This is a genomic window from Arenimonas sp. (genome assembly GCF_036275555.1).
Classification (GTDB): Bacteria; Pseudomonadota; Gammaproteobacteria; order Xanthomonadales; family Xanthomonadaceae; genus Arenimonas.
This window is the reverse complement of the sequence record NZ_DASUDO010000020.1, coordinates 23,963-36,621: the sequence shown is the minus strand read 5'-3', so window position 1 is coordinate 36,621 and position 12,659 is coordinate 23,963. Positions and strand designations below refer to the sequence as shown.

General features: G+C 70.5%; 12 protein-coding genes. 4 read left to right on the top strand and 8 right to left on the bottom strand.

What is annotated here, in order from left to right; all coding sequences use genetic code 11:
• Positions 1 to 137: 137 nt before the first annotated feature.
• Positions 138 to 881: an ABC transporter ATP-binding protein gene (locus VFV21_RS05905; protein WP_329668547.1), complete on the bottom strand. Its 744-nt coding sequence runs from the start codon at positions 879 to 881 to the stop codon at positions 138 to 140.
• A gap of 73 nt (positions 882 to 954) precedes the next feature.
• Between VFV21_RS05905 and VFV21_RS05900 the strand changes: the two genes are divergently transcribed.
• Together VFV21_RS05900 and VFV21_RS05895 are read left to right on the top strand one after the other, a co-directional pair.
• Complete coding sequence (locus VFV21_RS05900) at positions 955 to 1,560, top strand: arylesterase (RefSeq protein ID WP_329668546.1); 606 nt, start codon at positions 955 to 957, stop codon at positions 1,558 to 1,560.
• A 22-nt stretch (positions 1,561 to 1,582) separates the two neighbouring features.
• The gene (locus tag VFV21_RS05895) at positions 1,583 to 2,779 is read left to right on the top strand and encodes a PQQ-dependent sugar dehydrogenase (RefSeq protein WP_329668545.1); all 1,197 of its coding nucleotides are present in this window, start codon (positions 1,583 to 1,585) and stop codon (positions 2,777 to 2,779) included.
• On the opposite strand, the gene VFV21_RS05890 is transcribed toward VFV21_RS05895, so the two are convergent.
• The 6 genes from VFV21_RS05890 to abc-f all read right to left on the bottom strand — a co-directional run bounded on the left by VFV21_RS05890 (position 2,776) and on the right by abc-f (position 8,854).
• Positions 2,776 to 3,468, bottom strand: a complete 693-nt coding sequence (locus VFV21_RS05890; RefSeq protein ID WP_329668544.1) for an NAD(P)H-binding protein — start codon at positions 3,466 to 3,468, stop codon at positions 2,776 to 2,778. The two genes, VFV21_RS05895 and VFV21_RS05890, sit on opposite strands and share 4 nt — an antisense overlap.
• A gap of 4 nt (positions 3,469 to 3,472) precedes the next feature.
• Positions 3,473 to 4,105 (bottom strand): glutathione S-transferase family protein, encoded by a 633-nt coding sequence (locus tag VFV21_RS05885; RefSeq protein WP_329668543.1) that lies wholly within the window; start codon positions 4,103 to 4,105, stop codon positions 3,473 to 3,475.
• 91 nt (positions 4,106 to 4,196) lie between these two features.
• On the bottom strand, positions 4,197 to 4,406 hold the full coding sequence (locus VFV21_RS05880) for a cold-shock protein (RefSeq protein ID WP_026816018.1): 210 nt from the start codon (positions 4,404 to 4,406) through the stop codon (positions 4,197 to 4,199).
• Between the two features lie 249 nt (positions 4,407 to 4,655).
• A complete protein-coding gene (locus VFV21_RS05875; RefSeq protein WP_329668542.1) occupies positions 4,656 to 6,176 on the bottom strand; it encodes a fumarate hydratase in 1,521 nt (506 codons plus the stop codon).
• A gap of 86 nt (positions 6,177 to 6,262) precedes the next feature.
• Positions 6,263 to 6,850: a hypothetical protein gene (locus VFV21_RS05870; RefSeq protein ID WP_329668541.1), complete on the bottom strand. Its 588-nt coding sequence runs from the start codon at positions 6,848 to 6,850 to the stop codon at positions 6,263 to 6,265.
• Between the two features lie 69 nt (positions 6,851 to 6,919).
• Positions 6,920 to 8,854, bottom strand: coding sequence for a ribosomal protection-like ABC-F family protein (gene abc-f, locus VFV21_RS05865; protein WP_329668540.1), 1,935 nt, complete (start codon positions 8,852 to 8,854; stop codon positions 6,920 to 6,922).
• Positions 8,855 to 8,933: 79 nt separating this feature from the next.
• Here abc-f and VFV21_RS05860 point away from each other — a divergent pair, with 79 nt between their 5' ends.
• The gene (locus VFV21_RS05860) at positions 8,934 to 11,012 is read left to right on the top strand and encodes a molybdopterin-dependent oxidoreductase (RefSeq protein WP_329668539.1); all 2,079 of its coding nucleotides are present in this window, start codon (positions 8,934 to 8,936) and stop codon (positions 11,010 to 11,012) included.
• A gap of 12 nt (positions 11,013 to 11,024) precedes the next feature.
• Here VFV21_RS05860 and VFV21_RS05855 read toward each other — a convergent pair whose 3' ends face one another.
• On the bottom strand, positions 11,025 to 11,414 hold the full coding sequence (locus tag VFV21_RS05855; protein WP_329668538.1) for a hypothetical protein: 390 nt from the start codon (positions 11,412 to 11,414) through the stop codon (positions 11,025 to 11,027).
• Positions 11,415 to 11,518: 104 nt separating this feature from the next.
• Here VFV21_RS05855 and VFV21_RS05850 point away from each other — a divergent pair, with 104 nt between their 5' ends.
• Positions 11,519 to 12,622, top strand: a complete 1,104-nt coding sequence (locus VFV21_RS05850; protein WP_329668537.1) for a sterol desaturase family protein — start codon at positions 11,519 to 11,521, stop codon at positions 12,620 to 12,622.
• Positions 12,623 to 12,659: the final 37 nt, after the last annotated feature.

The window sequence follows — 12,659 nt, the reverse complement described above, 5'->3', positions numbered from 1 at the left end:
CGCACGATCCACGTGAGCGGCAAAGAGCGACACGCCGACCAGCGCGCCGACCCCTACTGCGATACAGACGAAGAAATAGAGGAAGTGGCGCCAGGCCCCTCTGGTTTCCCGCCATGCCATGGAGAAGATGAAGCGGTTCACAGGACCGGCTCGTTGGCCTTCCGGGGAGGCATCATCACTTCGTCGGATTCGATTCGCCCGTCGCGCAGAGCGATGACACGATGCATCAACGAGGCGATCGCGCGGTCGTGGGTCACGAGCATGAGCGTCGTGCCGGTCGCGCGGTTCAGGTCGAACAGCAGCTGCATCACGCGCGCGCCGGTCGCGGTGTCGAGGTTGCCGGTCGGCTCGTCGGCGAACAGCACCGCGGGCCTGGTGACGAAGGCGCGCGCAATCGCGACGCGCTGCTGCTCGCCGCCGGAGAGCTGGCGCGGGTAGTGGCCCAGGCGCTCGCCCAGGCCGACCTGGGACAGGATGGCCCGGGCCGGGCCCTCGGCGTCGTCGTCGCCGCGCAGCTCCAGCGGCAGCATCACGTTCTCGAGCGCGGTCAGGGACGGCAGCAATTGGAAACTCTGGAACACGAAGCCGACCTTCTCGCCCCGGACCTTCGCCCGGCCGTCCTCGTCCAGCGCCGAAAGCGCGCCGCCATCGAGCAGGACGCGGCCCTGGCTGGGCACGTCCAGGCCGGCCAGCAGCGACAGCAGCGTGCTCTTCCCTGAACCGGAGGCTCCGACAATCGCAACCGCTTCACCCTTGGCGATGGTAAAACCGACCCCATCGAGGATGGTGAGTTCGCCCGAGGGCAGCGGCACCCGCTTGCCCAGGTCGTCGGCGCGCAGCGCTTCGGAGACGACGACGGACGAATCGTGGCTGTCGGCCATGGGAATCCTCTTGCAGATGGAGTGGAAGATGTTCGAACGATATGGAGCATGGCGGGGCCGGGTTCAACGGGGCATGACGGCCCTGCTGTTGGCACTTGCCCTGCTGGCCGGCGCCGTGCAGGCCGCGGAATCCCGGACGGTGCTGGTGCTGGGCGATTCGCTGTCGGCGGCCTACGGCCTGGCGCCGGAACAGGGCTGGGTGGCGCTGACCGCTGAAAAGCTGAAGGCCCGCTACCCCGGCTGGCGCGTCGCCAACGCCAGCGTCAGCGGCGAAACCACGGCGGGCGGCGCCAGCCGCATCGCCGGCGAACTGGCCCGGCACAAGCCCGCCGTGGTCGTGGTCGAGCTGGGCGCCAACGACGGCCTGCGCGGCCTGCCGCTCGAGCACACCCGCGCCAACCTCGAGAAGATCATCCTCGCCTCCCGCGACGCCGGCGCGCGGGTGCTGCTGGTGGGCATGCGCCTGCCGCCCAACTTCGGGCCGCAGTACACCCAGGGCTTCGAACGCAACTTCGCCGAGCTGGCGGAGGCCCACGACGCGGCCCTGCTGCCCTTCCTGCTCGAGCCGATCGCCACCGACCGCGAAGCCTTCCAGGCCGACAACCTGCACCCCGTCGCCGAAGCCCAGCCGCGCCTGCGCGACCACGTCTGGCCCGCGCTCGAACCCCTTCTCAAGTAATCCCCGTCCAAGGAACCCGACCATGCGATCCGTCCTTTCCGTCGCGCTTCTCCTCGCCCTCGCCGGCTGCGGCGCCGGCGAAACCGGTGCCGCCGCCGGCACCGCCGCCACACCCGCACCGGCCGCCGATGCCGCGCCGGCGGCGCCCGCCAAGGTCGCCCGCTTCGCCAGCGAAGCCGGCGAGCTCGAGGTCGCCACGGTCGCCGAAGGCCTCGAGCACCCGTGGGGCCTGACGTTCCTGCCCGACGGCCGTTTCCTCGTGACCGAGCGTCCCGGCCGCCTGCGCATCGTCGCCGCCGACGGCACGCTGTCGGCGCCGGTGGCCGGCGTGCCCGAAGTCTTCGCCAAGGGCCAGGGCGGCCTGCTCGACGTCGCGCTGGACCCCGATTTCGCCACCACGCCGTGGGTCTACCTCAGCTTCAGCGAGCCCGGTGAAGGCGGCGGCGGCACCTCGGTGGCCCGCGGCCGCTGGGAAAACGACGCGCTGGTCGGCGTCGAGGTGATCTTCCGCCAGTCGCCCAAGCTCGACACCGGGCAGCACTTCGGTTCGCGCCTGGTCTTCGACCGCGAGAAGCGCCTGTACGTGACCAGCGGCGACCGCGGCACCCAGCCCAACGTGCAGCCGCTCGACCTGGGCCAGGGCAAGATCTTCCGCATCGAGCGCGACGGCAGCATCCCCGCCGACAACCCCTTCGTTGGCCGCGAGGATGCGCAGCCGGCGATCTGGTCCTACGGCCACCGCAACGTGCAGGGCGCGGCGCTGCACCCGACCACCGGTGCGCTGTGGCAGACCGAGCACGGCGCCCGCGGCGGCGATGAGCTCAACATCCCCGAGGCCGGCAAGAACTACGGCTGGCCGGTGATCACGCTGGGCGTGAACTACAACGGCATGCCGATCGGCGAAGGCAAGACCGAAGCCCCGGGCATGGAGCAGCCGATGCACCAGTGGACGCCGTCGATCGCGCCCAGCGGCCTGGCCTTCTACACCGCCGACCGCTTCCCGGCCTGGCAGGGCGACCTGTTCGTCGGCGCCCTCGCCTTCCAGCGCGTCGTGCGGCTCGAGCTCGAGGGCGACAAGGTGGTACGCGAGGAGGCGATGCTCACCGACCTCGGCGAGCGCATCCGCGACGTCCGCCAGGGCCCCGATGGCTACCTCTACCTGCTGACCGACGCCGCCAACGGCAAGCTGCTGCGGGTCGGCCTGGCGTCGACGAACTAAGCCCGGGCCAGCGCCAGCAGCCCGGCATTTTCGTGGACATGGCGGCCGCCCTCGCCCTGCGCAAGCACGGCGACGGCGGCCGCCGCCACGTCTGACGCCGCGATCGCGCGATAGCGGCGCAGCGGGCCGCGCAGCAGCGGATTCGCCAGCGGCGCCAGGCGCTGGCCCCACTGCTCGGCCGTGCGCTTCTCGCTGCGCTCGCCCAGCAGCAGACCGGGGCGCAGCAGGTCGAGCCGCTCGAAGCCGAGCTCGCCGAGCGCGCGCTCGGTCTCGCCCTTCACCCGCAGGTAGAAATTGTCGGACTGGGCGCTGGCGCCGACCGATGACACTAGCACCATGCGCCCGGCGCCCAGGGCGCGGGCGATCGTCGCCACGCGGATGACCAGGTCGCGGTCGACCGCGAGGAAGGCCTCGCGCGAGCCGGCCTGCCGGATCGTGGTGCCCAGCGCGCAAATGCAGGCGTCGACGTCGCCGGCCAGCGCGCGCAGGCCGGCGGTGAGTTCGTCGTCCCGGGCCGGGTCTGTCAGGTCGGCGACCCACTCCAGGTCGCGCGGCGGATGCGGCTGCCGCGGACGCCGCAGCAGCGAAACCACGCTGAGGCCGTCGCCCCGGGCCAGCAGCTGCCGCCGCACTTCGCTGCCCACCAGGCCGGAGGCACCGGCCAGCAGCACGCGGCGGACGGGGCTCACCCGGTCACGCCCATTCGGTGAGGCCTTCGCGCTCGTACAGCGTGCGGAAGGACGGCCGCGCCTTCATGCGCTGCGCCAGCGCGGCCAGCTGCGGCCAGTCGGTCGCCGGCCGCGGCATGTTGCGCGACCACCGCATGAGCATGGCCAGGTGGAAGTCAGCCGCGCTGACCGAGGCGCCCAGCAGGTAGGGGCCGCGCTTCGCCAGGTGCGCCTCGATGCGGTCCCAGCAGGCTTCGATGCGCTGGCGGGCCAGGTCCTTGGCCTCCTGCGCGTGCGCTTCGCCCGCCGCTTCGGCCGGATAGAACCACGTGCGGAAGGCCGGCTGCAGCGTGTTCGCGAGGTGCAGGATCCACTGGTAGTACCGGCCGCGCTCGATGCTGCCCGGCTCGGGGGCGAGACCGAAGGACGGATGCACGTCGGCCAGGTGCAGCACCAGCGCGGCGGCTTCAGACAGCGGCTCGCCGTGCACCAGCAGTGTCGGCACCACGCCGTTGGGATTGAGCGCCAGGTAGTCGGCGCGCTTGTGTTCGCCGGCCGCCAGGTCGAGCTTGCGCAGCTCGTGCTTCGCGCCGATCTCGATCAGCAGCCAGTGGACGACGAGGCTGGCGGCGCCGGGGGAGTAGTACAGCGTGTACATGCAGGCTTCCGTTCGAACCGGGAGGCCGAAGCATACAAAAGAAAAGCCCCGGGATTGCGCCCGGGGCTTCGCTCAGTCCATGCGGACTGGATTACATCGGCTGCACTTCGTCAGCCTGCATGCCCTTCTGGCCCTTGACGAGCTTGAAGGAGACCTTCTGGCCTTCCTGCAGGGACTTGAAGCCGGTGCCCTGGATGGAACGGAAATGGACGAAGACGTCCTCGCCGTTCTCGCGGCTGATGAAGCCGAAGCCCTTGGCATCGTTGAACCACTTGACGGTACCGATCTGACGATCCGACATGAAACACTCCTTGGAACGAGGTGGATAAATCGCTGACGGAAACATTCCGCCGCGCGACTGGGGTTGCAAGGAGAGCGAGGTGAAAAGATGTAGCGGATCGGTGGATCTACCGCATCAGGCCACGATTCACAGTGACCCTTCGCAAACACAGTCGCCGCGGACGATACGCCAGTCCGCGGAAGAATGCCAACACTTTCTGGTGGGCCCGCGTCAAGTGCGGGCGCCGTTCAGGTTCGGGCGCGTGCCGGGTCAGTCGACCACGACCGGGATCTTGCCGATCCGGGACTGCCATTCCCGGGGGCCGGTGCGGTGCACCGACTCGCCCGTGGAGTCCACGGCCACGGTGACGGGCATGTCCCGGACCTCGAACTCATAGATCGCCTCCATGCCCAGGTCAGCGAACCCGACCACCCGCGAGGCCTTGATGGCCTTCGACACGAGGTAGGCGGCCCCGCCCACGGCCATCAGGTACACCGAACGGTGCTTGCGGATGGCCTCGATGGCCGCCGGGCCGCGCTCGGCCTTGCCCACCATGCCCATCAGGCCGGTCTGGTCGAGCACCTGCTCGGTGAACTTGTCCATGCGGGTGGCGGTGGTCGGGCCGGCCGGGCCCACCACCTCGTCGCGCACCGGGTCGACCGGGCCGACGTAGTAGATGAAGCGGCCGCGCAGGTCGACCGGCAGCGGCTCGCCCTTGTTGAGCATGTCCACCATGCGCTTGTGGGCGGCGTCGCGGCCGGTGAGCAGCTTGCCGTTGAGCAGCAGCACCTCGCCCGGCTTCCAGCTCGCCACTTCCTCGCGGGTGACGGTGCCGAGGTCGACGCGGCGGCCCTTCGACGCGTCGTAGGTCAGCTTCGGCCAGTCTTCCAGCGAGGGCGGCTCGAGTTGCACCGGGCCGCTGCCGTCGAGCGTGAAGTGGGCGTGCCGGGTGGCGGCGCAGTTCGGGATCATGGCCACCGGCAGGTTGGCGGCATGGGTCGGGTAATCCTTGACCTTGATGTCGAGCACCGTGGTCAGGCCCCCCAGGCCCTGGGCGCCGATGCCGAGCGCGTTGACCTTCTCGTACAACTCCAGCCGCAGCTCCTCGGCGCGGTTGGACGGGCCGCGGGCCTGCAGGTCGGTGATGTCGATCGGCTCCATCAGCGATTCCTTGGCCAGCAGCATCGCCTTCTCGGCGGTGCCGCCGATGCCGATGCCCAGCATGCCCGGCGGGCACCAGCCGGCGCCCATGGTCGGCACGGTCTTGAGCACCCAGTCGACGATGGAATCGGACGGGTTGAGCATGGCGAACTTGGACTTGGCCTCGCTGCCGCCGCCCTTGGCCGCGACGATCACGTCCACCGTGTCGCCCGGAACGACCTTCATGTTCACGACGGCCGGCGTGTTGTCCCGGGTGTTGGTGCGCTTGCCGGCCGGGTCGGCCAGCACGCTGGCGCGCAGCTTGTTGTCGGGGTGGTTGTAGGCGCGGCGCACGCCCTCGTTCACCATCTCCTCGATGCCCATGGTGGCGCCGGCCCAGCGCACGTCCATGCCGATCTCGAGGAAGACCGTGACGATGCCGGTGTCCTGGCAGATCGGCCGGTGGCCCTCGGCGCACAGGCGCGAGTTGATCAGGATCTGGGCGATGGCGTCCTTGGCCGCCGGGGATTCCTCGCGCTCGTAGGCGGCGGCGAGGTTCCGGATGTAGTCGACCGGGTGGTAGTACGAGATGTACTGCAGCGCGTCGGCGACGGACTGGATGAAATCTTCCTGCTGGATCGGCTGGCTCACGGCGGGCGTCAGGGTGGCGGCGGGGCCGTGATTTTAGCCCAGCCGGCCCGGGTCGCGCCGCCCTCGGCGCGTCCCGGGCCCGGGGTTCACTCGCCGCCCGTGGGGCCGCCGACCGCAGCGGCGTGGTTGGCGCGCAGGTAGTCCACGGCCAGGCTGGTGACGCGCTCGAGCATGGCCTTGTCGGCGCCGCCGAAGCTGTAGGCGCCCGCCATGCCGGCCGCATGCTGGTAGAACTCGGGCTCGGCGACCACGGTGCCGGTGGCGGCATCCACCAGGCGAAGCTTCATCAGCACCCGGGATTTGCCGGCGAAGGCGCCGGCGAACACGCGCTTGCCGCCGGTGATGTAGCGGATCCCGGCGACATAGGGTTCTATCCGCAGCACGCGGGCTTCGCCCTCGGGCGCCGCCGCGCCGTTGACCTCGGCCAGCCAGGGGTTGATGCGCTCGTCGAGGTTGGCCTGCAGGTTGACCAGCGCCGCTTCGTTGGGCTTCTGGCCGGCCCAGGGCTCGCCCATGGTGATCCTGGCGACCTCGAAGCGATCGAAGGCCGACAGGGCCTCGGCCGGCGCGGGATTGGTGGCGGACGAGGCTTCGACCTCGTCCTTCGCCAGCGCCGCGGGCGCGAGCAGGACCAGTCCGAGCAACATCGTTTGCAGCGAACGCAGTAGCGACATCCGGGGTTCCCCTGTGTGTGTTGGCGCGCCACGCGGCGCGCCTTCACACGCTAGCAGAAGCCGACGGCGCTACTCCAGTTCGTTCCAGCGGGCGTAGGCCTGCTCGAGTTCGGCCTGCAGCGAAGACAGGCGGGCGTTGGCCGCGGTGACCGCGTCCGCCGGCTGGCGGTAGAAGGCCGGGTCCTGGATCTGCGCGGTGAGCGCGGCGATGTCGGCGTCCAGCGTTTCGATGCGGCCGGGCAACTCCTCGAGCTCGCGCTGCTCTTTGTAAGAGAGTTTGCGCTTGGCCGGCGCGGGGGCCGCGGGGGCCGCCGCGGGCTTCGGGGTCGGCGCGACCTGCGGCGTCAGCCGCGGCGAAGCGGCGTTGGCGGCGGCGATCCGCGCCGACATCGGGCGCTGGCGCAGCCAGTCGGTGTAGCCACCCACGTACTCCCCCACCCGGCCATTGCCTTCCATCACCAGCGAACTGGTGACCACGTTGTCGAGGAAGGCGCGGTCGTGCGACACCAGGATCAGCGTGCCCGGGTAGTCGATCAGCAGCTCCTCGAGCAGCTCCAGGGTCTCGACGTCGAGGTCGTTGGTGGGTTCGTCCATCACCAGCACGTTGGACGGCTTGGCGAACAGCTTGGCCAGCAGCAGGCGGTTGCGCTCGCCGCCGCTGAGCTTGGTGATCGGCGCCAGCGCGCGGTCGGGGCTGAACAGGAAATCCTGCAGGTAGCCCATCACGTGCTTGCGGCTGCCGTTGATCTCGATGAACTCGCGGCCTTCGGAGACGTTGTCGAGCGCGTTCCAGTCCTCGCGCAGCGCGGCCCGAAGCTGGTCGAAGAACGCGACCTCGAGGTTGGTGCCGACCCGCACTTCGCCCGACTGCGGCTGCAGGTCACCCAGCAGCAGCTTGAGCAACGTGGTCTTGCCCGAACCGTTCGGGCCGATCAGGCCAATCTTGTCGCCACGCTGGATGACGGTGCTGAAGTTGCGCACCAGCACGCGGGCGGTGCCCGCGCGGCCGGGACCCTGTGCACCGCCCTCGCCGTCGAACGCGAAGGAAATGTCCTTGGCCTCGAACACCTTGCGGCCGGACTTCTCGGCGCCGGCGGCGGCCAGCTTGACGTTGCCCTGCTGCTCGCGGCGCTCGGCGCGCTCGCGGCGCATGGCCTTGAGCGCGGTCACGCGGCCTTCGTTGCGGGTGCGGCGCGCCTTGATGCCCTGGCGGATCCAGACTTCCTCCTGGGCCAGCTTCTTGTCGAACAGCGCGTTCGCTTGCGCCTCGGCGTGCAGCCGCTCCTCGCGGCGGCGCAGGAAGTTGTCGTAGTCGCCGGGCCAGCTGGTCACCTGGCCGCGGTCGATCTCGACGATGCGGGTGGCGAGGTTCTTCAGGAACTCGCGGTCGTGGGTGACGAACACCACGCTGCCGCCGAAGTTCTTCAGGAACTCCTCGAGCCAGGCGATCGATTCGATGTCGAGGTGGTTGGTGGGCTCGTCGAGCAGCAGCAGGTCGGGCGCGGCCACCAGGGCCTGGGCCAGCAGCACGCGGCGCTTCATGCCGCCCGACAGCGCCGAGAACTCGGCGTCCTCGGGCAGGTCGAGCTTGCTGATCACCTGCTCGACGCGCTGCTCGATCTGCCAGCCGTCGCCGGCCTCGATCCGGGCCTGCACCGCGCCCAGCTCGTCCATGTCGATGTCAGCGCCGTCGTGCAGCATGTGGTGGTAGCGCGCGAGGTCGGCGCCGAGCGCGCCCAGGCCCATCGCCACCACGTCGAAGACGCTGCCGGCCAGGTCCTTGGGCACTTCCTGCGCCAAGCCGGCCAGCCGGCCCTCGCGCTTGACCACGCCGTCGTCGGGCGTGATCGCGCCGCCCATCAGGCGCAGCAGGGTGGACTTGCCGGCGCCATTGCGGCCGACGATGCAGACGCGCTCGTTGCGCTCGATCGTCAGGTTCACGGACTCGAGCAGGAGCGGGCCGCCGACGCTGTAGTCGACGCCTTGGAAGGTGATCAGGGACATGCCCGCAGTTTACAGGCTCGCCCGCCCCGAAGCCCGCGCCGGATGCCCTAAGATCGGGCCATCCCCCCGGGAACCCGCCATGGCCCGCACCTCACGCTTCCGCGCCTGCCCCCTTTGCGAGGCCATTTGCGGCCTCGAACTGCAGTACGAAGGTCCCGAGCTCGTCGCGATCCGCGGCGACGCCGCCGATCCCTTCAGCCGCGGCCACGTCTGCCCCAAGGGCAATGCCCTGCTCGACCTCGAGGCCGATCCCGACCGCCTGCGCCGCCCGCTGCGCCGCCGCGGCCGCGACTGGGAGGAGATTGGCTGGGACGAGGCGCTGGCCGAGGCCGGCGAGCGCCTGGCCGCGGTGCAGCGCGAACACGGGGCCGATGCGGTCGGCGCCTACCTGGGCAATCCCAATGTCCACCACTTCGGCCACATCGCCTACCTGCCTGCCCTGCTCCGCAGCCTGCGGTCGAAGAACATTTTCAGCGCCTCGTCGGTCGACCAGTGGCCGAGCCAGCTGGTGGACTGGCTGATGTACGGCCATCAGTTCCTGCTGCCGGTCCCGGACGTGGACCGTACCGACTATTTCCTGATGCTGGGCGCCAACCCGGTGGCCTCGAACGGCAGCCTGATGACCGCGCCGGGCATCGCCCGCCGGCTCGAGGCGCTGGTGGCGCGGGGCCGGCTGGTGGTGGTGGATCCGCGCCGCACAGAAACCGCCGCGATGGCCAGCGAGCACGTGTTCATCCGCCCCGGCACCGATGCCTGGTTCCTGCTCGCACTGCTGCAGGAATTGCTGGCGCTCGGACCCCCGCGCATCGAGGCCTACGCCGGGAAGTTGAACGGCCTCGACGAGGCGCTCGGCGCGGTGGCCGCGTTCGACACCTCCGGTGTCGAGGCGCGGACGGGCGTGCCCCGGACCCGCATCGCCGCGATCGCGGCCGCGTTTCGCGCGGCGCCGGCCGCGGTTGCCTACGGCCGCATGGGCGTGTCGACGCAGGCGCACGGCACGGTCTGCCAATGGCTGATCCAGCTGGTGAACCTGGTCACCGGCAACCTCGATCGCGTGGGCGGCTCGCTGCCCAACGAGCCGGCTTTCCCCGTGACCGGGCCGGGCACCTCCGCGGGCCATCGCGACCGCTGGCGCAGCCGCGTGCGCGGCCTGCCCGAGTTCGCGGGCGAGCTGCCCGTGTCGGTGCTGGCCGAGGAAATCCGCACGCCCGGCGACGGCCAGCTGCGCGCCCTGCTCACCTGCGCCGGCAACCCGGTGCTGTCCACGCCGGACGGGCGCGGGCTGGAGGCGGCGCTGGCGAGCCTGGACTTCATGGTGTCCATCGATGTCTACGTCAACGAAACCACCCGCCACGCGCACCTGATCCTGCCGCCGGCCTCGCCGCTGACGCAGCCGCACTACGACGTGCACTTCAACGCCTTCGCGGTCCGGCGGGTGGCGCGGCTCAGCCTGCCGCTGCGCGAACGCGGCGATGAGGAGCGGGCCGACTGGGAGATCATCGACGGCCTGGCCGCCGCCCACGCCGCCGCCAGCGGCAAGCCCTGGCGCACGCTGCCGCCCCCGCTCGCGATGATCGAAGCCGGCCTCGCGCGCGGCGACAGCGGGCTCGACATCGCGGCGCTCGCGGCGGCACCGCACGGCCTCGACCTCGGCCCGCTGCGGCCCTCGCTGCTGTCCCGGCTTCAGACCGAAAGCGGCGCGATCGAGTGCGCACCGCCGCTGCTGATGGATGCGCTCGCCGCGCTGGCCGCGGTGCCGGCCGATGCCGGCGGACTGCGGCTGGTGGGTCGCCGCCACGTGCGCAGCAACAATTCCTGGATGCACAACGCACCGCGGCTGGTGAAGGGCAAGCCGCGGCACCAGCTGGTGATGCATCCCGACGACCTCGCCCGCCATGGCCTTACCGACGGCGGGCGCGTGCGGGTGAGTTCGGTCGTGGGCAGCATCGAGACCGACGCCGTCGCCAGCGACGAAGTGATGCCTGGGGTGGCCTGCCTGCCGCACGGCTTCGGCCACGACCGGCCGGGCACGCGGATGGCGCGCGCCGAAGCCGTGGCGGGCGCGAGCTACAACGACCTGAGTGATCCGGCGGCGCTGGATGGCCCGAGCGGAAACGCCGCGCTCAACGGCCTCGCGGTGACGGTGGCGCCGGCCTGAGGCCGGCGGCGGTCAGGAGCCGCCGTGCCGCAGCCAGCGCTCGGCGACCGTCGCATTGTCGAACACGCGGCCGTTGGCGCCGCGCTCGAGGGCCAGGATCTCGCCATGCTCCATCGCGCCGAGGATGTCGATGCGGTTCACGACGAAGGCCACCTGGATCTTGTCCAGGCCCATCTCGATCAGCGCATCCACCATGAACGGCACCTCGTGATCGCCCTCGCGCTCGCCGAGGGCCTCGACCACCATCAGCTTGCGGGCCTTGCGCAGGTGCACCTGCTCGGCGACCAGGGTCCAGTAGGCGATGGAGATGTCGCGGTTGTCGCGGGGACCGGAGACGCGGGCGTACAGGTAACCGGGGCGATCCTCGAAGACGAGGTGGATGTCGGGAGGCAGGGAGATCACGTGGACGTTCTGGCGCGGGGGGACCGGCATTCTAGCGCAATGCGTAACATTGTTTCATTGCGTGGCTGGGTTATCGTGCGGCCTGGCCCCCGCCGGACCGCCGCATGACCCGCACGCAACGCTCGTGGATGGCTTCGATTTCCGCCGCGCTGGGCCTGCTCAGCCTGGTGGCGGTCGCCTGCTTCCACTTCCCGGAGCTGCTGACGAGCCGCGATTTCCGCGCGGTCTACAGCGAATCGTTCGCCCGCCGGCTGCTGCTTGCCGGGCTGGTCGCCGCCTTCTTGCTGGGCACGCTGGCCATCCTGCGCGGGCGGGACCGGCGCGTGGCACTCGCGGGCGTGGGCTCGGCAACGCTCGCCGTGCTGTTGGGCGGCGCCGACATCCAGCTCGACGACATCGGGCAGACGCCGTGGTCGCTGGGGCTGGACTGGTTCGTGGTGTCGCTGCTTTTTTCCGCGCTGGTGTTCATTCCGCTGGAGAAAACGCTGGGAAGGATCCCCCAGTCACCGCTTCGGCCGGGCTGGCGGACCGACGTCGGCTACTTCTTCCTGAGCCACGTCCTGGTGCAGTTCATCCTGATCGTGGTCACCACCTGGACCAGCACGGTGGCGGCGCTGGCGGCCTTCCCGCCGCTGCAGGCCGCGATCCAGTGGCTGCCGACCTGGGCGCAGTTCCTGTTGGCGGTGCTGGTGGCCGACCTCGCCCAGGCCAGCCTGCACCGCGCCTACCACCGCGTGCCTTTCCTGTGGCGGTTCCACGCCGTGCACCACAGCAGCGAGCACATGGACTGGCTGGCGGGATCACGCATGCACTTGCTGGAGATCGTGCTGACGCGCGGGTTCGTGCTGTTGCCGCTGGTGGTGCTGGGCTTCGCGCCGGGCGCGATCAACGCCTACGTCATCCTGGTCGGGCTGCAGGCGGTGCTGGCGCACGCGAACCTGGGCGTGCGCTTCGGGTGGCTCGAGCACGTGCTGGTGCTGCCGCGCTACCACCACTGGCACCACGCGCGGCGCGAGGATTTCGTGGACGCGAACTACGCCATCCACCTGCCGCTGGTGGACCGGCTGATGGGCACGCACCGGCTGCCGGCCGACGGCAGTTGGCCGGCCGAGTACGGGATATTGGATCCCACGGAAGTTCCGCGCGGACTATGGCGCCAGCACTTCACGCCCTTCCTACAGCGCAAAGCAACGCGCCCGCAGGAGTGAGGATCCTGGGGCCGGGCCTTCGGCGCATCGCGACTGC